We start from the raw sequence: 20,106 nt of genomic DNA, 5'->3' as shown, positions 1-20,106 counted from the left end.
ACCGATATGACACTGTCGGTGCTGCTCGGGGACTACCCGCACACCCGCCCGCTCAAGGACGGCACCATCCCGGTCGAGGGGGTCGACTGCCGCTTCGAGTCGGTCACCCCGCTGTACTCGGCCTTCGCCCGGATGGTCCGCCAACTGGACTACGACGTCTGCGAGATGGCCCTCGCCACCTACCTCCAGGCGCGCGAAGCCGGCGTACCCGTGACGCTCCTCCCGGTCGTCATGATCGGCTCCACCCACCACCGCTCGCTCACCCGCCTGCCGGACGGCCCCGCCCTCGACCCGCGACGGCTGGCCGGACAGCGGATCGGTGTGCGCTCCTACAGCCAGACCACGGGTCTGTGGGTGCGTGGCATCCTGCGCGAGGACTACGGCGTCGACGCCTCGGACATCACCTGGGTCACCACCGAGGAACCGCACGTGGCGCAGTACCGGGAGCCACCGTACGTCGAACGCTCGACGAGGGCGGGCAGCGTCGCTCAGCTGCTGCGCGGCGGCGATGTGACGGCGGCCGTGCTCGGCCCCCGCGCGATCGGTGTCCAGGGCACACCGCTGGTCCCCGTCATCGAGGACGCCGAGGCCGCGGGCCGCGCCTGGACCGAACGGCATGGCACCGTCCCCGCGAACCACCTCCTCGTGGTGCGCGACGACGTCCTGAAGTCCGCGCCGGACGCGATGATCGCGCTGTATGACGCCCTCGCGCGAGCCATCACTCAGACGGCGGGGGAGCGGGACGACACCCCGGCGGGCCGCGCGGTCGCCGCCGGCTGGAGCGATGCCCTCGCCAACTGCCTGGAGACCGCCGCCCGTTACGCCCTCGAACAGCAGGTCGTCCGTACGCCCGTCGACCTCGCCCGCATCGAGAAGGACACGTCGTTCCTGAGTCAGTGAGCCAGTGAGTCAGCGAAAGGAGGCAGACATGGGCCTACGTCAACGCGGGGCGGCACCCACGCGCCAACCGGCCGAGTGGACACCGGAGTTGCTCGCCAAGGTCGAGTGGCGACGCAAGGCGGCCGACGAACCGTTCCGCGGGGTGGCCACGCCGAGCGGCCCACGACCCGGGCTCTTCCCGTTGACCGGCACCGGCGCCGACACCACTGGCATCCGCCGGGCGGCCGAGAACTACCTCGCCGCGCTCTCGCCGAAGGAACTCAGCGAGGGCCGCTTCCCGATCGACGACGTCTCGTGGCGCCACTGGGCCAACGGGGCCCGCTACTTCCTGCGCCACGGCTTGTGCCTGGAGGACCTCGACGACACCCGACGCCACCTCGCCCTCGACCTCGTCCGCGAGAGCCTGAGCGCAGCCGGATATGCGCAGGTCGTCGACCTGATGCACCTCAACCTGACCATCGGTGAACTGCGCGGCGAGACCGACCTGCTCAACGAGTGGCTGTACTGGTTCAGCGTCTACGGAGACCCCGAGAAGGGCCGCCCCTTCGGCTGGCAGCTCGACGGTCACCACGTGAACGTCAACTGCGTGCTCGTCGGCGACCACATGGTCCTCACCCCGAGTTTCCTCGGCGCCGAACCCGTCACCGCCGAGTCCGGGAAGTACGCCGGGACGACCGTCTTCCGCCGGGAAGAGGCCCTGGGGCAGGAGCTGTTCGCCGGACTGGCCGCAGGCCAGCGCGAACGAGCCGTGATCGCTGATGAGTTGCCCCCCGACCTCTTTGTCGGAGCCTTCCGCGACAACTACGAACTCAACTATGAGGGCCTGCCGTTCGCCGCGATGACCATCGAACAGCGCGCGGCGGCAAGGGAGTTGATCTCTCGCTACACCAGTCGTGCGAACCCGTACCACGCGCGCGTCCACCTGGACGAGGTCCTCGCCCATGAACCCGACACCCACTTCGCCTGGATCGGCGACCCCGAAGGCGTCTTCTACTACCGCATCCACAGCCCCGTCCTGCTCATCGAGTTCGAGCACCAGGCCGGCGTGATGTTCGACAACGACATACCGACGCGGCGCCACATCCACACCGTGGTCCGCACCCCCAACGGCAACGACTACGGCGCCGACCTGCTGCGCCAGCACCATGAGCGCCACCACTCCAGGAGGACTGAGACATGAAGGTGGTCCTGGGCCGCGACGACCTCGCGGCCGCGGCCGAAACCGCCGTACGCCAGACCGGGACGCCGTTCGAACGGCTCGATGTGCGGCCGGTGCACAAGGCATCACGCGGCTTCGTCAACGACGCGGCCGTCGACCTGTGCGAACTGGCCATCGTCACCCTGCTCCAGGCGATCGCCGCCGAGAAGCCCTTACTGCTGCTCCCCGTCACCACACTCGGCCGCCCGCAGCACCAAACCCTCGTCACCCTGGGCGAGTTGACTGTGGGCGACGTCGAGGGCCGCAGCGTCGGCGTCCGCTCCTGGAGCCAGACCACCGGAGTCTGGGTGCGCGGATTCCTCGCCGAGGACTACGGCGTCGACCTGGCCAAGGTCGAATGGTGGACGTACGAGGACGCGCACGTCGACGGGTACCGGGACCCGACCTGGGTGAACCGCGCTCCCGAAGGCTCGCGGCTCCCGGCCGACTTCCTCGACGGCCGCGTCGACTTCGGGATCATGGGCAACGAACTGCCGGACGACGACCGTATCCGCACCGCCATCGCCAACGCCCGTGAGGCGGCCGGCGAGTGGTCCGCCCGAAGGGGCTTCACCCCCGTCAACCACGTCGTCGGTGTCACCGAAGCGGCCGCCCGCGAGCACTCCGCCGCGATCCTCGCCGCATACGACGCGATGCGCGCCGCCGCAGGGCCCGCCGACCTCGACCCCGTGGGCTTCACCGCGCTGCGCGGCCCGGTCGCCCAGGCCGCCGCCTACGCGCTGGACCAGGAGGTACTGCCCCGCCCCGTCGACTTCGACGAGCTGGTCGAGCGGACCTGCGCGGCCCTGGGCGTCCCCCCGTCCCGTCTCGGCGGCTGAGCGGCCGTGGCGGACGTACCCGAAACCGAGCGAAAGGCAGGAGATGGACAAGCTCTCGATGGTCCTCGGTGACTACCCCCACGCGCGGGCGCTGCTCGACGGCACGGTCGCCGTGGACGGCCACCTCGTCGAGGAGGTCGAGGTCAGGCCGGTCATCGGCGCCTACCGGCGGATGATCCGAGACCTGGAGTTCGACGTGTGCGAGCTGGCCCCCGTGTCGTATCTGATGGCCCGCCAGGCAGGCGTTCCCCTCACCGCGATACCCGTCTTCCTCAACCGCCGCTTCCACCACGGCGACATCCAGTGCGGCGCCGCTTCCGGTATCCGCGTCCCGGGTGATCTCGAAGGCCGCCGGGTGGGCGTGCGGGCGTACTCGGTGAGCACCGGTGTGTGGGTGCGCGGCGTCCTGGCCGACGAGTACGGCGTCGAGCTCGACAAGATCACGTGGGTCGTGGACGACGACGACCACGTCGAGGGCCGCGTCCCGCCGAACGTCGAGCGCGTCACCGACGGGCGCTCCCTGAGCGAGCTGCTGCGCGCCGGGGAGATCGACGCCGCGTTCACCGGCAACGCCGGCACCGGCCGTGCGGGTGCGCCCCGCGCCGGCTGGACGGCGACGGCGACGGCCGACCCCGAGGCGGCCGAGGGAGACACCCCGTACCCGCTGTTCCCGCAGGCCGACGTGATCGCCTCCGACTGGTATCTGCGCACGGGCGTCTACCCGCTGCACTCCGTCATCGCCCTCCGCACGGAGCTGGTCGAGCGCGAACCCGGCCTGCCGACCGCCCTGTACTCGGCGTTCGCCGAGGCCAAGCGGCGGCAGCTGGCGGCCGACCCGGAGTGGACGGCGTTGCCGCGGTTCGCCCGGCAGGCCGAGCAGATCGCCGGCGACCCCGTCCCCTACGGCCTCACCGCCAACGAGCCGAGCCTCGCCGCCCTCGTCCGCAACTCCCGCGACCAAGGGCTGCTCGACACGGGCTTCCCGGGCGAGTCGCAAGCCTTGTTCGCCGCGGGCGACTACCCGGACGCCTGAGAGGAGCCGTCGCCATGGACATCGTCGACACGCACTGCCACATCATCTCCGAGGACCGCGACCGGTACCCCTGGTCGCCGATCGGCGGCAAGGCGTCCGCCTGGGCCGAGAGCCGCCCGGTGACCGCCGAGGACATGGCCGCCCGCATGGACGAGGCGGGCATCGCCCAGGCCGTCCTCGTGCAGGCCACCACCGCCTACGGCTACGACAACTCCTACGTCCTCGACAGCCGCCGCGACCGCTTCATCGCCGTCGGCACCTTCGATCCTCTCGCCCCGGACGCCGGCGCACGGCTGACCTCCGCCGTCGCGAACCAAGGCCTGGCCGGGGTACGGCTGTTCACCAGCGGCAGCACCGTGGCCGTCCAGGGCGAGTGGTTCGCCGCGCCCGAGACGTACGACTTCTGGCAGGTCGCGGGTGAGCTGGGCGTCACCGTCTGCCTCCAGATGCGGCTCGGTCCGGCGACCCGGCAGCTCGTGGACGTACTGGAGCGGTTCCCCTCCGTGCGGGTGCTCCTCGACCACATCGGCTACCCCGACATCGCCTCCTCGCCGGGGCGGGCCGCCAAGGAGGTCGCCGAACTGGCTCCGCACCCGGGCCTGCACCTCAAGCTCACCCACCGCAACCTCGAACCGCTGCACGCCGCGGGAGAGGAGGCCGTCGAGTTCCTCACGCCCGTCGTCGAGGCGTTCGGCGCCCACCGCATCGCCTGGGGCTCGAACTGCCCGGCCGCCGAACAGTCGTTGACGGAACTCCTCGACCTCGCCCGGAGCGTCCTCGCACCACTGCCCACCACGGCGCGGGAGGCGATCTTCGCGGGAACGGCCCGGCGCCTGTATCCGGCGCTCGACTCGTCGAGGGCCTGACGTGCGGTGGGCTAGGGTTCCGGCCGCGGATCTCATCTCCAAGGCACACAGAGGCGGTCACATTGGACCACGGCGACGGCAACGAGCCCGCGGGTACGGCGAAGGCGTCGGCCACCCGCTACAGCCAGGCGTACGAAGGGCTTCGCTCGCTGCTGCTGTCGGGCAGCATCGCCCCCGGCACACGGCTGACCGAAGCGGACCTGACCAGGATGTTCAACGTGTCGCGGAGCACCATGCGCTCCGTCCTGGTGCGCCTGGCCCAGGAGGGCTACATCACCAGCGAGGTCAATCGCGGGGTGCGGACCAGGAGCTTCTCCGTGGAGGAGGCGGCGGACATCCTGGAGGCCCGAGAGACCCTGGAGTCCGCCCTCGCGGGGAAGGCGGCGGAGCGGGCGACCGACGAGGAGATCGCCGCCCTGCGGCAGACCCTCGCGGAGATGGAGGAGGCGCAGTCCCGCGGCGACCAGGACGCCTACTCGCGGGGCAACCGGCGTTTCCACCAGCAGATCAAAGAGGCCTCCCACCAGAAGACCCTGGCCCATGCCTACGACACGCTGCTCTACCCGCTGGTGATGCGGCAGTACCGCAATCTCGCGGTGCCGCATCCGAGATCCGGCTCCCTGGAGGAGCACCAGGCCATCTTCCTGGCCGTCCTCACCCGCAACCCGGAGGCGGCCGTCGCCGCCATGCGCCACCACGTCGGTTCCGCCCGCCGTGCGCTGCTGCTGGACCAACCGGACAAGTCCCCTGGGCCGTCGGCTACTTGACGGTTTCGCATGGGGCGGGAAGGACCCCATGAACCCCGAGGCACCCCTGCGTCGCGCCGTGCACACCGAAGCGGGCCCGGTCGAGGGACTGCCGGGCCGGGACCGCTCGCTGACCGTCTTCCGCGGGATCCCCTACGCCGCCCCGCCCGTCGGCGAACTGCGCTGGCGCCCACCCCGCCCGCCGCTGCGCTGGGAAGGGGTGCGGCAGGCCGGCAGCTTCGGCCCGATGTGCCCGCAGGCACCCAGGGACGCGGCCGCGACCGGAGTCGACGTCCCCATGAGCGAGGACTGCCTCAACCTCAACATCTGGACGGGCGCGACCGCACCCGACGAGCGCCGCCCGGTCCTCGTCTGGATCTACGGCGGCGGCTTCCGCGAGGGCACCGGCGCGCACCCTCGTTACGACGGCGAGAACCTGGCCCGCAAGGGCGTCGTCGTGGTCACCTTCAACTACCGCCTGGGCGCCTTCGGTTTCCTCGCCACCCCCGCCCTCAGCCACGAGTCCGGAACCGATGCGAGCGCGGCCTCCGGCAACTACGGACTGCTCGACTGCATCGCCGCCCTGCGCTGGGTGCGCGACAACATCGCGCACTTCGGCGGCGACCCCGGCCGGGTCACCATCGCCGGCCAGTCCGCCGGCGCGGGCACCGTCAACTTCCTCGCCATGTCCCCGCTCGCCAGAGGCCTCTTCCACCGCGCCGTCGCACAGAGCCACGCCCGCTACTCGCGCGACCCCGAACTCCGCTACCTCGCCACCTCCTACCGGCTCCCGGCCGACGCCGAGGCCGCCGGCGACCAGTACGCGCGAGAACACGGCGCCCGCACCCCCGAGGAACTGCGGTCCCTGCCCTGGCGGAAACTGGTCGACGGCCACCATCCGGTCGACGACACCGTGGAGACCGGCTCCACCGCCAGACCGCCGCTGTTCCGCCCGGTCGTGGACGGCTGGGTGATCCCCGCCGGATACGACGAGACGTACACCAAGGGCCTGCAGAACGACGTCGACTACCTCGCCGGCAACAACCTCGACGAGAGCGGCGCCGTACCCGAGACAGCCTTCGCCGCGCTGCGCGCCGCTCGCGGCAGGACCCGCCCGGGCGCCCCGCCCGTCCACGTCACACTCGACTCCCATCTCGCCGCGGCCCAGCGGAAGTTCGGCCCGATGACGGACGAGTTCCTACGCCTGTACCCGTCCGCCACGGACGACGGGGCGGCCCGGGCCAGCAGCGCCGCTGTGCGCGACAACTCCCGTGTCTCCACCCACCTCTGGGGCACGGACTGGGTCCGCCACACCACTCGCCCGGTCCGCACCTACTTCTGGACCCACCGCGCCCCGACCGAGGGGCCCGGCCCGCGCCGCGCCTCACACGGCTCCGAGATCGACTACATCTTCGGCAACCCCGCACCCGGCACCGCGCCATGGACCGACGAGGACCACGAGATCGCGGCGACCGTCTCCTCGTACTGGACCAACTTCGCCGCCACCGGCGACCCCAATGGCCCGGGCCTGCCCCACTGGCCCGCCTACGCCCCGGACGAGGCAACCGTCATGGAAATCGGCGGCCACTTCGGACCGATCCCGGTGGCGGACCCGATCCGGAGCGACTTCTGGATCCGTTTCTTCGGCACCCAACAGGCTTGGTGAACAAAGGAGTCCCCATGAGAAACCACACCGGCGTGCGGATCCTCGCGCTGACGTCCGCCGCGGCGCTCGGCGCCGCGCTGCTCACCGCCTGCGGCGACGACTCCTCCTCGGTCGGCGCCGACGGGAAGACCACCGTCTCGGTGGGCATCAGCGGCAACATCTTCGACCTGTCCCTCCGGGTGGCGGAGGAGAACGGCTACTTCGACAAGCAGGGCATCAAGGTCAAGTACGTGACCCTGACGGCCTCGACCGGCACCTCGGCCCTGGAGTCGGGCTCGGTGCAGTTCCTCAACGACAGCCCGACCAATTTCCTCACCGCGCTCTCCAAGGGCCTGCCCGAACTCGCGGTCGGCTGGAACGGCGGCGGCAACCCGCTCGGCCTGGTCGTCAGCGACGACTTCGCCAAGAAGCACGACCTGACCGCGGACACCCCGGCGGCACAGGTGGCCAAGGCCCTCGCCGACTCGACGGCCGGCGCCAGCTCCGCCAACACCAAGGCCGAGGCGGGGCTCTTCCTCAAGGCCCACGGCGTCGACCCGACCAAGCTGAAGTGGGTGTCCCTGCCCAGCCCGGCCGCCGACAAGGCCTCCCTCACCAAGGGCGAGATCGACTGGTTCGTCACCTCCGAGCCGATCCCGCTGCAGGTCCAGCACGACGGCGACGGGGTGGTCGTGGCCGACCCGCTGAAGGTGCCGCAGTGGGCGTACGAGGACGCCGGGTACGGCCAGGTCGTCGCCGTGAAGAAGAGCTACGCGAACTCGAACGCCGCCACTGTGAAGGGCTTCGCCACGGCCGTCCAGCAGGCCACGGCCTACATCGCCGCGCACCCGGACGACGAGACGGTGCTGAGCGTGGCCCGCAAGACGATGACGGGCGCGTCCGACGACGTACTCAAGAGCAGCATCCAGCAGGTCGAGTGGCCGAAGACCGACGATCTGACCGACGCCGGCTGGAAGAAGACCGTGGCGTTCGTCAAGAGCATCGGAGCGGTCCCGGACGCGAAGGTCTCCTCGGACGACTGGACCAACAAGTACCTGCCGTGACCCGGCCGCAGACCGTAAGGAGCAGACATGGCGACCGCTACGGACAACGCCGTGACCACATCCGAACCCGACACCGCGGCCGGAACACCGGCCCGGCGGAACAACGAGCGGTGGCGGGGCACGGCCACCGTGGTGGCTCTGCGTATCGCGGTGATGGCGATCGCCCTCGTCCTGTGGCAGGTGATGAGCGGCCCCGTCGTCCCGGAATACGCGGTGAGCAAGCCCACCGACGTGGCACACGCGCTGAGCACGATCCTCGGCTCGGCCTCCGGCTGGACCGACATCAAGGTGACGGCCATCGAGGTGCTGGCCGGCTTCGGCCTGGGCGTGGCCGCCGGAACGGTGATGGGCCTGGTCCTCGGCTCCTTCCCGCTCGCGGGCCGGGTCCTCGAACCGCTGGTCGCGGCGCTCAACGGCATCCCGAAGATCGCGCTCGCGCCGCTGTTCCTGCTGTTCTTCGGCATCGGACAGTGGTCGAAGATCACCATCGCCATGACCGGCGTGGCCTTCGTCGTCTTCTACAACGTCTACCTCGGCCTGCGGCTGCGAGAACGTGAACTCGTCGAGGTCGTCCAGGTGATGGGCGGGCGCAGGCACCACGTGCTCGGCTATGTGACCATCCCGACGCTCGCCGCACCGTTCTTCGCCGCGCTCAAGACGGGCGGGCCGCTGGCCATCCTCGGAGTCATCGGCGGTGAGTTCATCGCCTCCTCCGAGGGGGTGGGCCACCAACTGTTCACCGCCGCCCAGAACCTCGACGCGGCGAGCGAGTTCGCCGGCCTGATCATTCTCGTGGCCATGACGCTCATCCTGAACGGTGCCCTCACGGCCCTCGACACCTATGCCCTCAAGCGCCTGGGCCTCGCGACCCGACGCCGGGCACCACGCCAGTCCTGAACTCACGGAAGTGAAAGGGAAGTTTCCCGATGAGTGATTCCAACCAAGCCCAGCCCTCCCGCAGAGCCGTGCTGGGCGCGGCAGCCGTGGCGGCGGTCCCGCTCCTCGCCGCCACCCCCGCGAGCGCGGCGACGTCGCACCGCGAGGAGGACCTGCTCTACATCGGCACCTGGGGCGTGGGCCAGGTGTACGCGCTCCGGTTCGACCCCGTCCGCGGGACCATGACGCCGCTCGGGCCCGTGGCGCCGGTCAGCTCGAACTGGGTGGCCGCGCATCCGACCCGCCCGGTCCTGTACGTCGCCGGCCGCGAACAGGGCGGGATCATCCGGTACTTCCACATCGACGACACCACCGGAGGCCTCCGGCAACTCGGCGAGATCCAGACGGAGCCCGTACCGACCGGCAGCGGCGGACTGTCGTACATCGGCGTGGACGACCGCTCCGACACCCTGCTCGTCGCGGACTTCGCGGCGGGCAGCGCGTCGGCCGTGTCCATCGGCAGGGACGGTCGGCTCGGCGCCGTGGCCTCGCAGGTGCAGGACACCGGCTCCGGCCCCAACCCACGGCAGCTGGGACCCCACCCCCACCATGTGGTCGTCGACCCGGGCGAACGGTACGCACTGGTCGCGGACTTCGGCGCCGACCGCGTCTTCGTGTATGCCTACGACCGTGCCACCCGCACGCTGTCCGCCGGTACGCCGGACGGCACCCCGCGCGCGTACGCGACGGCGCCCGGATCGGGACCGCGCCGCCTGGCCTTCCACCCCGGTGGCCGAACCGTCTACCTCCTGAACGAACTGACCGCGGACATCCAGACCCTGGACTGGAACGCCACGCACGGCCTGCTGACACTCCGCCAGAGCCTGTCCACCAACGCGCCCGGCCACACCGGGACCACCAGCGCGGCCGAACTGGCCATCAGCGGCGACGGCCGCCACGTCTACACCTCCAACCGCGGGGAGAACACCCTGGTCGCCTACTCGACGGACCGGAGGACCGGCACGCTCACGGAGATCCAGCGCATTCCCTGTGCGGGACAAACGCCATGGAGCTTCTCGCTGCACCGCGGCGGACGGTGGCTGTTCGTCGCGAACGAGGTGAGCAGCACGGTGAATCTGTTCGGCGTCGACCCGCGATCCGGCGCCCTGACGGACACCGGAACCTCGGTGCCGGTGCCCAATCCGGACAGCTTCACCTTCCGCTACCACTGACGTTCACAAGGCGGTCTGCGACTCCAGGATGACTTCACAAAGCAAACGCACAGACGGATCTTGGGAGGCGGAGCGTTCAACATCACGTATCAGACTGCGTTGCCTACCGTGCAAGGTATGCATTCCTGCTGGGTTGCGTTCACTTCATAGACACGCGTGCCGGGTTGCGGCCATGTTTTTCAGGGGCCGCTCACGGCCCCCGTCATCACCAGCAGGAGGATCTCGTGCGTCTGACACCCCTCCATGAAGCGAACGCCGAGCAGGCCGAACTCCGTGACCGGATCACGCGACGCCGCGGTGGAGTCCACGGCCCGTTCGACGCGTTGCTGCGCAGCCCTCGCCCAGGTGCACTCGTCGAGGCGCTGAGTACGTACTGCACACAGGAGTCCGCGCTGCCGGAACGGCTGCGTGAACTCGCCCTGCTCGTCACCGCACGCCACTTCGATGCCCAGCACTCGTGGAACGCCCACGTCGGCAAGGCGGAGGCGGCGGGCGTCGAGGGTGCTGCGCTGAGACGGCTGGCCCGCGGTGAGGAACCGCGGTACACGGCTGCCGACGAGGAACTGCTCCACCGGTTCGCGACCCAGGCACTGGTGGAGCACTTCGTCGACGACGACACCTACACCGCCGCGCTCCAGGAGTTCGGCGAGGCCGCTCTCGTCGACCTGGTGATCGCGCTCGGGAACTTCGCCACGCTGGCCCTGATCCTCAACACCTTCCAGGTGGACCTGCGGCCCGACAGCGAACCTCCCTTCCCGGACGTGCGCGGCTTCCGGCGCGTCCGCGCCGAGCACAGCCCCTCCTGACTGCCCGGAGCCGATCCCGCGCGCTCCCACGCGGTCCCGCTCTCCCCAGACCGCTCCCGCGCGGCCCGCCGACCACTCATATGCCCCCTCCACACGAGTGCGTCGAGGCCGCCCGCTCAACTCCCGTGCACCCACAGCGAAGTGAGGCGATCGCACGTGTCCGCCACCACCAAACGTCCCCGCCCCTGGACCACCGCCACCCTCGGCGGCATGGCCTCCTATCTCGACGGCGCGACCATCGTCACCGTCGGGATGTCATCCGTCGTCCTTCAGGAGCAGTTCGGGCTGAGCGCCTGGGCGGTGGGTGCGCTCAACTCCGTCCTCATGCTGATGTTCGCCACCGGTGCCGTCGTCGGCGGCAGGCTCGGCGACCTCCTCGGCCGCCGAGCCGTGTACTCGGTCGACCTCGTGATCTACGCGGTCGGCGTCCTCACCGTCATCCTCGCCCCCAACCCGACCGTCCTGTTCGCCGGTGTCGTCGTCACCGGCCTCGCCATGGGTGCCGACGTGCCCACCTCGCTGGCGCTGATGGCCGAGGAGGCCGCGGAGGGACGCCAGAGCAGCACCGTGGCCTACTCGCAGACGCTGTGGCTCGCCGGTGTGTCCGTCGTCCAGATCCTCGGGTTCTTCGTCGGGGGCTGGGGGCCCGTGGCCACGCAGATCCTCTTCGGACACCTGCTGCTCGTGTCACTCGCCGTGTGGTTCATGCGGCGCGGGGTGAGGGAGTCCGCCGCCTGGCAGCGGTCCCGGACCGCGTCGGCGTCCGCCCCGCGCCGAGACCTGCGGGCCGTCTTCCGCAGGCCGTACGGGATGGCGTTGCTCGGCACCGGTCTGTACTTCGTGATCAGCGGCATCATGCCGAACACCGTCGGCCAGTTCGGCGCCTACCTCGTGGTGAACCTGGGCCACTCCACCGTCCGGGTCTTCAGCCTGATCGGCTGGGGCACCATGGTCGTCGGCATCGCGATAGCCCTGCTGTTCCAGCGTCTGGCGGACTCCCCGCTCCGCCGCGTACTGCTCATGATCGGCCTGGCCTCTCTGGCGCTGGGGCCGCTGGCCGCGATCGTCGGCGGCTACTCGGTCGCGTCCCTGGTGGTTCTGTTCGCCATGAACACCATCGCGGGAACCTGGGCGGGCGAGGGCCTGTACAAGGTGTGGAGCCAGGAGGTCTTCCCCACCGAGATCCGCAGCACCGCCCAGGGAATCACCTTCGGTGCGGCACGCTACGTGATGGCCGCCTTCGGCCTGTTCACCCCGACGCTGGTGCAACGGACCCCGACCCTGTTCATGGGCATCCTCATCGCTCTGGGAGCCGTCGCCACGCTCATCGGCCTGCTCTGGCTGCCCCGGCTGCCCCAGCACGGTCTCGTCGACGCGAACGCGCACGAGCCGGTCGACTCGGTACGGACGCACAAGGCGACCGAGGACACCTCCACTTCCTGAACCGGGACGGGCCCACGGGCCCGTGCCCCCGTCACGCACAGCCCCGCCACCACCCGCACCACCCGAGCGACCAGGAGCAGCCTTGACCGTGGAGCACGACGAGCGTCCCCCCGGCACCCACCCCAGGCGCCCGGAGCCGGGACTGCGCGTGGGCGTCACCAAAGCCGACATCACTCCGGTGGACCTCACCGGTCTGCACCCCATGCCCGGCGCGTTCTCCGGCGTCCACGACCCGCTGTTCCTGCGGGCCCTTTACCTGTCCGACGGGGAGACCGAAACGGCCCTGGTGTCACTGGACCTGATCGAGGCGGGCGACATCACCCCGGTACGCGAGCGCATCGAGCGGGAACTCGGCATCCCGGCCGACCACGTGATGATCACGGCCACGCACACCCACAACGCGCCCAGGATCGCGGACGTCTCGCCCGGCGCACTCGCCCACGCGGGCGGCCCGGAGTCGTTCGCCTACACGGAAACCGTCTACGACCGAATCGTCGACGCGCTCCGAGAGGCCCGGGCCGGCGCCCGCCCGGCACGCTTCGGCGCGGGCACCGGTACCGCCGACGTCAACGTCAACCGGGAGACGTACACCGAGCACGGATGGAGGCTGGGGCACAACCCCGAGGGCCCGTCCGACAAGACCGTCTCGGTCCTGAAGTTCGAGGCGCTGGACGGCACACCGATCGCCCTGCTGGTCAACTACGCGGTGCACTCCACGGTGGTGTTCGGCACCGGAGAGGTCAGCGCGGACCTGGCCGGTGCCGCCTGCCGCTATGTCGAGGAGCGGTACGACGGGGACGTGGTCGCTCTGTGGACCCCGGGAGCGCTCGGCGACCAGGCTCCCCGGGTCGACCTCGGCGTCCCGTTCGGTGTCGCTCCCACCGAACCTCAGAGGGCCCACGCCTACGCGGCCATGGACGCCCAGGGCCTCATCGTCGGCGCCGAGGTGGTACGGGTCGCGGGCGGGCTCGGCGGCCTCACGGGCGTGGTGCGCATCGACGCGGGACAACTGACGGTGCCCTGCCCTGTGAAAGCCGGGCATGACGTCATGGAGAGCATGCGACAGGAGGCCGTCGACACGGTGCCGCTGCGCCTGGCCCTGATCCGTCTCAACGAGGTGGCACTGGCCGGCGTGTCAGGCGAGGTCGTGACCGAGATTCACCGGCGGCTCCAGAAGGAGTCGCCGCTCTCCCGCACGGTACTGATCTCGCTCGCCAACGACCGCATCGGCTACCTCCCCGACGACGCCCGCTTCGACCGGCCCGTCCACTCGGTCAACGGCTGCCCGATCGCGCGGGGTCACGCCGAGGCCGCCATCGTCGGCGGCATCGTCGGCATGATCCGCGACCGGCTGAACTGACCTACGCGACGGAGACGACCCGATGACCCTCTTCGCCACTGGCCGGGGCCTGACCGCGGGCGCGGGCAAGGCAGCTGTCGACCTGCCGCCCTCGCTCTTCCCGGTGGACGGCTTCACCGCCGTCCACGACCCTCTGCACGCACGCGTGCTCGTCCTGGACGACGGGGCGAGCCGGCTCGCACTGACGGTGATCGACCAGACGTCGATCTTCGACGACCAGATCGCGCGCACACAGCGACTCCTCCACGAGGTCTGCGGTGTCGACCCGACCCGCTCACTGGTGATCGCGAGCCATACGTTCTCCGCCCCCCACGTCCTTCCCCCTGACCGCACACCGGAACGGGAGCGGGACAGAAACGCCCTGTTGAGCGCGGCGACCGACGATGCCGTCAGACGCGCCGCCACCGAGGCGGCGGCGACCCTGAGGCCGGCCCGTACGGGCTTCGGGCGGGCCCCCTGCCGCGTCAACGTGTGCCGGGACGTGGCCACGGCTCACGGCTGGTGGCTCGGAGCCGACGACGCGGGGCCCACCGACCCCGACGTCGGCGTGACCCGTCTCGACGGCCCGGACGGCCGGCCCATCGCCGTCCTCGTCAACCACGCCGTCCAGTCGTCCGTGATGAACGGCTCCGTCACGCGAGCCGGGGGGCGGGAGGTCACGGCCGACCTGGCCGGCGCGGCGGCTCAGCGAATCGAGCGGCACTACGGCGACGGCACCGTGGCCCTCTTCCTCGTCGGTGCCGCAGGAGATCAGGCCCCCTTTCTCTCCACCGTCCGTACCACCGTCGACGAGCACGGAGAAGTGCGGCAGAGCGACCTGCACGAGGATGGGTACGCCCTTATGGATCTCCTCGGCGAACGGCTCGCCACCGCGGCCACGCGGGTTGCCGACACGATCCGGACCACAGTGCCCACGGCGCCGCTGCTCGTGCTCCACGACACCGTGCGAGTTCCGGCCCAGGTCCCGCCGGCCGGTCTGCACGCGCTCCGTCCGACGACGCGTTACGACTTCACCCCGGCCGGTACGACCGAGGCACCGGTCGTCATCGCGCGCATCGGCGACACCGTGTTCGTGGGCACCCAGGCTGAGTTGAACGCCGGCACCGGCCTCGCTCTCAAGGCCGCGTCACCCTTCCCGGACACCTGCGTCGTGACCATGGTGAACGGCGCCGCCAAGTACATGGCGGACGCGGGCAGTTACGACCGGATCACCTACGAGTCCATGAACTCGCGCTACGGCAAGGGCGCGGCCGAGGCCGTGGCGGAACGGATCACGGAGATGCTGCGATCCATGTGACTGACGGTCACTGACTCATCGTCAACTCACTTGAAGCTGAAGCGAGTTGACAAAAAATCATGAGAAACTGATTGTCCTGTAAGGCAGCAATCACAGTGTCAAGCGATCGAATTCCCGTCGTCCGACACTGAGTTCCCCTGAAAGGGAAAGCTGAATTGCAGTCAACAAACGCACACCGCAGGTCGCCACAGCGACGGAAGAAGATCGCCGGAGCCTTCGTCGCGGCGACCGCCCTGCTCCTCGGAGGGCTGTACGCCACCGCGAACGCCGCCTCCGTCGACGAGAGCTCTTCCTCCAGCGCCTCGACGGCCACGACCTCCTCCACCGCGTCCACGGTATCCGTCTCGGACGTCGTGGACGCCGCCGACACCTTCGTGGCCACCCTGGACGACGACCAGCAGGCGGAAGTACTCCTCGACTTCACCGAGGCCAACGCCACCGCCTGGTCCAACCTCCCGTGCGGTTCCACCTGCCGGGTCGGCATCGAACTGAGCTCGCTCAGTGACACCCAGCTCACCGCCGCCAAGGCCGTGCTGGAGGCCGCCGCCGGGACCGGCAGCGGCACCGGATACGACCAGATCACCCAGATCCTGGCCGCCGACGACGTCCTCGGGGAGACCGCGAGCGGCTACGGCAGCGGCAACTACTACCTGGCGTTCCTCGGCACCCCGAGCGACAGCGGCACCTGGCAGCTGCACTTCGGCGGCCACCACCTCGCGGTGAACCTCACCTACGCGGACGGGGCGGTCGAGGGCTCCACCCCGTTCTTCATCGGGGTCGAGCCGACCAGCTGGACCGACAGCGGCACCACGTACGAACCCCTGTCCGCACAGCGTGACGGAATGCTGGCCATGCTCGAAAGCCTGAGCAGCACCGAACTGTCGGAGGCGAAGCTCTCCGAGTCGTTCAGCGACGTACTGCTCGGCCCGGACGAGGACGGCCAGTTCCCGTCCACCAAGGAGGGCCTCGCCGTCAGCGAACTGACCGACGCCCAACAGCAGTTGGTGCTCGACGCCATGGCCCCGTGGGTCGAGGTGGCGGACGACGACACGGCCGCCTCCGTGCTCAGCACCTATGAGTCGGAACTCGACGAGACCTACATCTCGTACTCCGGCAGCACCGGCCTGGACGCCCAGGGCGACTACGTCCGCATCGACGGACCGGGCGTATGGATCGAGTTCGTCTGCCAGAACGGCGTGGTCTACCAGAGCCAGATCCACTACCACACCGTCTATCGGGACCACAACACCGACTACGGGGGAGAGTTCTCGTTCTGATGAGCCGCCTGCCGATCTCACTGTCATCCGTGCTGCGCACGATGGCCGGGATCGCGGCGGTGGTGACGGCGGCGCTGCTTCTGGCAGCGCCGCCGGCTGCCGCGCATCCCATGCCGCACTCGGTGGTCATGCTCGACGTGCACGAGACATCGGTGACCGCCGAACTCGAACTGCCGGTGGCCGACTTCGCCACGGCGAGCGGTATCGACCTGACCGACACCACGGTGGCCGGGCAGACCGGGGCCGTCCGCCGCTATCTCGCCGCCCACTTACGCCCCACCACCCTCCAGGGCAAGGCGTGGACCGTCACCTTCGGTGCCGTCGCACTCAGCCAGGCGGAACAGACCTCCACCGGCCCCTACCGTGAACTGACCGTGCGGGCCACGCTCACCGCACCGCCCGGCGGCGACACCCGCCACTTCGTCCTCGGCTACGACGCCGTCGTCCACCAGGTCGTCACCCACACCGCCCTGGTCTCCGTCCGTCAGGACTGGGCCACCGGCAAGGTGAGCGAAGGCGACGACGCCACCCAGGTGGGGGTCATCCGCACCGACACCCGGACCATGAAGGTCACGGCCCTCACCGTCGACCTGGAGAGCGGGGGCGTCTGGAGCGGGACGTACGCCATGTTCCGGCTCGGTGCGACCCACATCCTCGAAGGCACCGACCACCTGCTCTTCCTGTTGATCCTCCTGCTGCCCGCACCGCTCCTCGCGGCCGGGAACCGCTGGCGCGGGACGGTCAGTGTCCGGACCGCCGTCGGCCGCATCGCCCGCACCACGCTCGCGTTCACCGTCGGGCACTCCCTCTCGCTCGCCCTGAGCGCCTTCGGGAAGCTCGACATCCCAGCCCAGCCGGTCGAGGCGTTCATCGCCTTCAGCATCCTCGTCGGCGCGGTCCACGCCATCCGGCCGCTCTTTCCCGGGCGCGAGGCCGTCGTCGCCGGGTTCTTCGGGCTGGGACACGGCATGGCATTCTCCTTCGTCCTGGCCGAGATGAGCCTGTCCACCTCCCAACTCGCCCTCAGCCTGGCCGGGTTCAACCTCGGCATCGAGGCCGTGCAGCTCCTGCTCGTCCTCCTCGCCCTGCCGAGCCTGCTCCTGCTGACCCGGCTGCGCAGACAGTCCGTCGTGCGCTGCGCCTGCGCGCTGCTGACGGCCGGCGCCGCCCTCGGCTGGCTGGTCGACCGGCTCGGTCTCCCGAATCGGGTCGCCCGTGCCGCGGACAGCGCCGGAGCGCACACCTCCCAGCTCTTCGCCGTGCTCATGGGTGCCGCCGTGCTCTCCGTCCTGTGGACGGGGCTGCGGGATCGGCGCCTGCCCGTGAGGTTGGTCGAATGGCGGCGGACCCTCCTGTTCGCCCGGCGGTGAGGTCAGCGGGACACCCAGGGCCACCGGGGTGGAACAGTGGCCGGCCGAACGCGGGCCTCAGGCGCTGAGCCCGTCCCCGTCGAGGTCGGTGCACTGCCGGAGCACCCGCAGCTCATCCCCCTCGAACCCCACCTCGTACAGTTTCCCGCGCGCGTTCTCGAAGGGACGGTGAAGGATCATCATGAGCCGGCCGTCGAAGACCCGGAACAGCATGCCGTGCCCGCTGTCGTCCCGGACCAGGGGTCGGCGCTGTTCCCAAGGGCCGGTCAGCTCACCGGACTCGGAGACCGCGTAGGTCTGCACATAGCCGCCGCTGACGGTGCCGTCCGCACCGGCCGTGTCCTTCTCGTACGTCGACCACAGCATGAGGAGGGCGCCGTCAGGGGTGCGGTACAGCTGCGGGCCGTCGGTGACGTAGGGCGCGAGCTGGTGCGGTACGCCCGCGGGGATCTGCTCACCGAGCCAGAACGCGTCCGAGCCCTTGAACAGGAAGACGGGCTCCCCGACGGTTCCTGTGAGATCGGGAGCCAGCCGAACGGCTTCCATCGTTCCGTCGACGGTCTGCAGCCACTCGTGCGCGTACACCATCCAGGGCTGCCCCTCCGGGTCGACGTACAGCGTGCCGTCGAGGGTCATGAGGTGTGCGGGCGGGGTGGGCCGGGCCGGGTCGACGACGTTGAACGGCCCCAGCAGGGAGTCGGACACGGCGGTGATCGTGCCGCGCGCATGGTTGGGCAACTGGAAGGGCGTACCCCACCGCCCGGACGGCGGCACCGGCAGCGTCCTGCCCTCGTCGTGCAGGGTGGTGAACAGGTAGTACCTGCCGCCCCACGCGTGCACCTCCGGCGCCCATCCGCCGTCCCGCGCCCACATGCCCTCCTGCTCGCCCACCCGGAACACCACGACGGGCCGCGTCCAGTCCCGCAGGTCCCGGCTCCGGTAGACCATGGTCCCGACGCCGTCCACACCGAGACCGACGGCTCGTTGGACGTGTACAGGTAGTAGGTCCGCGTCTCCTCGTCGGCGACGACGAACGGATCGTGCAACGGCATGTCGGGCAGCCGCAGGGGCTCGGTGTCGGTCACGGCTGAACGATACGTCCGCGTGTGATCACCCGCCCAGGTCAGCAGCGCACCGTCAACTCCACCCGCACGTCGTCCCCCGCCGCCGGCCCCTCCGGCCGCCGCACCGCCTGCTTGAGCGGCAGCAGACAACTCCCGTCCTTCGGGAAGAGCGACGTCGTGAAGGTGACCTCGCCGATGTCGGCGGACTCCTGGTCGGGCACCGGGACGAAGCAGTACGGCGCCGGGCCGCGCCATTCGATCACCCGGCCGGTGAAGGTGAGTTGCATGAGGCCCCGTCCGTAGAAGAGGAACGTCAGGACACGTTGTACCGCGCCGCGATGTCCGTCAGATAACCGCGCAGCAGGATCTTCGCCTCCTCAAGCAGTGCCGTGTCCCCCTTCGTGTCCCGGCGGAAGGCCTCCTGGGCGAGGGCGTCGGCGGCCAGCATGGCGGCGTGGCAGACACGGGTGAGGTTCTCGTCGTCGTCGGCGAGGCGCAGGGCGAGCAGGACGCGGCGGATTCCGTCGGCCATTCGCCGCTTGTGCTCACGGTCCGCGGCCCGGGTCCGCTCGGTCAGTCCGCTGCCGAACCACAGGGCGCGGAAGCCGTGTTCGGTGCGGTAGATCTCGGCGTACGCGTCGATGAGGACGCCGACCGGGTCCTCCCAGCGCTCGACGGACGCGGCCTCGACGAGCGCGTCCATCGCCGCTTCCAGCTTCGCGAAGTAACCGGCCGCGAGCGCCTCGATGATGGCGCCGCGGTCGGGCAGGTACTGGTACAGCGAGCCGACCGACACCCGTGCCTCGGACGCGATCCGGGTCGTGGTGAGCGACTCGACGCCCTCCTCGACCAGGATGCGCTCGGCGGCGTCCAGCACCCGCGCCAACCGGGCCCGGCTGCGGGCCTGTTGGGGAGTGCGGCGCAGGGAGGCCATCCACGCGGCCTGGTCGCCGTCCGGGGTGGACTCACTCACCGCGACCGGGCCGGGATCACCCACCGCGTCCGAGCCGGGCTCACCCACGAAACGACCTTCGCTCACTCACGTGACGACCTCCGAATGTGAACGTGACTTTGTTTCAGGTTTAGGTTA

The 20,106-nt window shown here is 70.3% G+C and carries 18 protein-coding genes and 1 pseudogene; 16 read left to right on the top strand and 3 right to left on the bottom strand.

The window, feature by feature from the left end; all coding sequences use genetic code 11:
- The first annotated feature begins 6 nt into the window (after nt 1-6).
- From ACI2L1_RS16030 to ACI2L1_RS15955, 16 genes are all read left to right on the top strand, one after another.
- Complete coding sequence (locus ACI2L1_RS16030) at nt 7-900, top strand: hypothetical protein (protein WP_404739928.1); 894 nt, start codon at nt 7-9, stop codon at nt 898-900.
- Nucleotides 901-928: 28 nt separating this feature from the next.
- Nucleotides 929-2,080, top strand: a complete 1,152-nt coding sequence (locus ACI2L1_RS16025; RefSeq protein ID WP_404739927.1) for a DUF3500 domain-containing protein — start codon at nt 929-931, stop codon at nt 2,078-2,080.
- On the top strand, nt 2,077-2,937 hold the full coding sequence (locus tag ACI2L1_RS16020; RefSeq protein WP_404739926.1) for a hypothetical protein: 861 nt from the start codon (nt 2,077-2,079) through the stop codon (nt 2,935-2,937). Before ACI2L1_RS16025 ends, ACI2L1_RS16020 begins: the two co-directional genes overlap by 4 nt.
- A gap of 43 nt (nt 2,938-2,980) precedes the next feature.
- Nucleotides 2,981-3,970, top strand: coding sequence for a 4,5-dihydroxyphthalate decarboxylase (locus tag ACI2L1_RS16015; protein ID WP_404739925.1), 990 nt, complete (start codon nt 2,981-2,983; stop codon nt 3,968-3,970).
- A gap of 14 nt (nt 3,971-3,984) precedes the next feature.
- A complete protein-coding gene (locus ACI2L1_RS16010) occupies nt 3,985-4,836 on the top strand; it encodes an amidohydrolase family protein (protein ID WP_404739924.1) in 852 nt (283 codons plus the stop codon).
- Nucleotides 4,837-4,898: 62 nt separating this feature from the next.
- Entirely contained in the window at nt 4,899-5,603 is a 705-nt protein-coding gene (locus ACI2L1_RS16005; protein WP_404739923.1) for a GntR family transcriptional regulator, read from the top strand.
- Between the two features lie 28 nt (nt 5,604-5,631).
- A complete protein-coding gene (locus ACI2L1_RS16000; protein ID WP_404739922.1) occupies nt 5,632-7,248 on the top strand; it encodes a carboxylesterase/lipase family protein in 1,617 nt (538 codons plus the stop codon).
- A 14-nt stretch (nt 7,249-7,262) separates the two neighbouring features.
- Nucleotides 7,263-8,291, top strand: a complete 1,029-nt coding sequence (locus tag ACI2L1_RS15995; RefSeq protein ID WP_404739921.1) for an ABC transporter substrate-binding protein — start codon at nt 7,263-7,265, stop codon at nt 8,289-8,291.
- 27 nt (nt 8,292-8,318) lie between these two features.
- Nucleotides 8,319-9,188: an ABC transporter permease gene (locus ACI2L1_RS15990; RefSeq protein WP_404739920.1), complete on the top strand. Its 870-nt coding sequence runs from the start codon at nt 8,319-8,321 to the stop codon at nt 9,186-9,188.
- A gap of 29 nt (nt 9,189-9,217) precedes the next feature.
- A complete protein-coding gene (locus tag ACI2L1_RS15985) occupies nt 9,218-10,399 on the top strand; it encodes a lactonase family protein (RefSeq protein ID WP_404739919.1) in 1,182 nt (393 codons plus the stop codon).
- Between the two features lie 224 nt (nt 10,400-10,623).
- On the top strand, nt 10,624-11,205 hold the full coding sequence (locus tag ACI2L1_RS15980) for a carboxymuconolactone decarboxylase family protein (RefSeq protein WP_404739918.1): 582 nt from the start codon (nt 10,624-10,626) through the stop codon (nt 11,203-11,205).
- Nucleotides 11,206-11,361: 156 nt separating this feature from the next.
- Nucleotides 11,362-12,648, top strand: a complete 1,287-nt coding sequence (locus ACI2L1_RS15975; RefSeq protein ID WP_404739917.1) for an MFS transporter — start codon at nt 11,362-11,364, stop codon at nt 12,646-12,648.
- 88 nt (nt 12,649-12,736) lie between these two features.
- The gene (locus tag ACI2L1_RS15970; protein WP_404740061.1) at nt 12,737-14,008 is read left to right on the top strand and encodes a neutral/alkaline non-lysosomal ceramidase N-terminal domain-containing protein; all 1,272 of its coding nucleotides are present in this window, start codon (nt 12,737-12,739) and stop codon (nt 14,006-14,008) included.
- A gap of 22 nt (nt 14,009-14,030) precedes the next feature.
- Nucleotides 14,031-15,305, top strand: coding sequence for a hypothetical protein (locus ACI2L1_RS15965; protein WP_404739916.1), 1,275 nt, complete (start codon nt 14,031-14,033; stop codon nt 15,303-15,305).
- Between the two features lie 155 nt (nt 15,306-15,460).
- The gene (locus tag ACI2L1_RS15960; RefSeq protein WP_404739915.1) at nt 15,461-16,582 is read left to right on the top strand and encodes a DUF3500 domain-containing protein; all 1,122 of its coding nucleotides are present in this window, start codon (nt 15,461-15,463) and stop codon (nt 16,580-16,582) included.
- Complete coding sequence (locus ACI2L1_RS15955) at nt 16,582-17,952, top strand: HupE/UreJ family protein (RefSeq protein ID WP_404739914.1); 1,371 nt, start codon at nt 16,582-16,584, stop codon at nt 17,950-17,952. Before ACI2L1_RS15960 ends, ACI2L1_RS15955 begins: the two co-directional genes overlap by 1 nt.
- Nucleotides 17,953-18,009: 57 nt before the next feature.
- On the opposite strand, the pseudogene ACI2L1_RS15950 reads toward ACI2L1_RS15955, so the two are convergent.
- The 3 genes and pseudogenes from ACI2L1_RS15950 to ACI2L1_RS15940 all read right to left on the bottom strand — a co-directional run bounded on the left by ACI2L1_RS15950 (nt 18,010) and on the right by ACI2L1_RS15940 (nt 19,989).
- Nucleotides 18,010-19,004, bottom strand: a pseudogene (locus tag ACI2L1_RS15950) (glycoside hydrolase family 43 protein).
- Between the two features lie 71 nt (nt 19,005-19,075).
- Entirely contained in the window at nt 19,076-19,303 is a 228-nt protein-coding gene (locus tag ACI2L1_RS15945; protein ID WP_404739913.1) for a DUF1905 domain-containing protein, read from the bottom strand.
- 26 nt (nt 19,304-19,329) lie between these two features.
- A complete protein-coding gene (locus tag ACI2L1_RS15940) occupies nt 19,330-19,989 on the bottom strand; it encodes a TetR/AcrR family transcriptional regulator (protein WP_404740060.1) in 660 nt (219 codons plus the stop codon).
- Between the last annotated feature and the right edge of the window lie 117 nt (nt 19,990-20,106).

It is taken from the genome of Streptomyces sp. NPDC019531, from assembly GCF_044903305.1.
Lineage (GTDB): Bacteria > Actinomycetota > Actinomycetes > Streptomycetales > Streptomycetaceae > Streptomyces.
Note: the sequence above shows the minus strand (reverse complement) of the source record. Positions and strands in the feature narration are given on the sequence as shown.

What these genes read in the sequence shown, in the direction of transcription:
- ACI2L1_RS16025 (WP_404739927.1), top strand. Translation starts at nt 929, where the DNA reads ATGGGCCTACGTCAACGCGGGGCGGCACCCACGCGCCAACCGGCCGAG.
- ACI2L1_RS16015 (WP_404739925.1), top strand. Translation starts at nt 2,981, where the DNA reads ATGGACAAGCTCTCGATGGTCCTCGGTGACTACCCCCACGCGCGGGCG.
- ACI2L1_RS15985 (WP_404739919.1), top strand. Translation starts at nt 9,218, where the DNA reads ATGAGTGATTCCAACCAAGCCCAGCCCTCCCGCAGAGCCGTGCTGGGC.
- ACI2L1_RS15945 (WP_404739913.1), bottom strand. Translation starts at nt 19,303, where the DNA reads ATGCAACTCACCTTCACCGGCCGGGTGATCGAATGGCGCGGCCCGGCG.
- ACI2L1_RS16020 (WP_404739926.1), top strand. Translation starts at nt 2,077, where the DNA reads ATGAAGGTGGTCCTGGGCCGCGACGACCTCGCGGCCGCGGCCGAAACC.
- ACI2L1_RS16000 (WP_404739922.1), top strand. Translation starts at nt 5,632, where the DNA reads ATGAACCCCGAGGCACCCCTGCGTCGCGCCGTGCACACCGAAGCGGGC.
- ACI2L1_RS15965 (WP_404739916.1), top strand. Translation starts at nt 14,031, where the DNA reads ATGACCCTCTTCGCCACTGGCCGGGGCCTGACCGCGGGCGCGGGCAAG.
- ACI2L1_RS15990 (WP_404739920.1), top strand. Translation starts at nt 8,319, where the DNA reads ATGGCGACCGCTACGGACAACGCCGTGACCACATCCGAACCCGACACC.
- ACI2L1_RS16030 (WP_404739928.1), top strand. Translation starts at nt 7, where the DNA reads ATGACACTGTCGGTGCTGCTCGGGGACTACCCGCACACCCGCCCGCTC.
- ACI2L1_RS16010 (WP_404739924.1), top strand. Translation starts at nt 3,985, where the DNA reads ATGGACATCGTCGACACGCACTGCCACATCATCTCCGAGGACCGCGAC.
- ACI2L1_RS15955 (WP_404739914.1), top strand. Translation starts at nt 16,582, where the DNA reads ATGAGCCGCCTGCCGATCTCACTGTCATCCGTGCTGCGCACGATGGCC.
- ACI2L1_RS15995 (WP_404739921.1), top strand. Translation starts at nt 7,263, where the DNA reads ATGAGAAACCACACCGGCGTGCGGATCCTCGCGCTGACGTCCGCCGCG.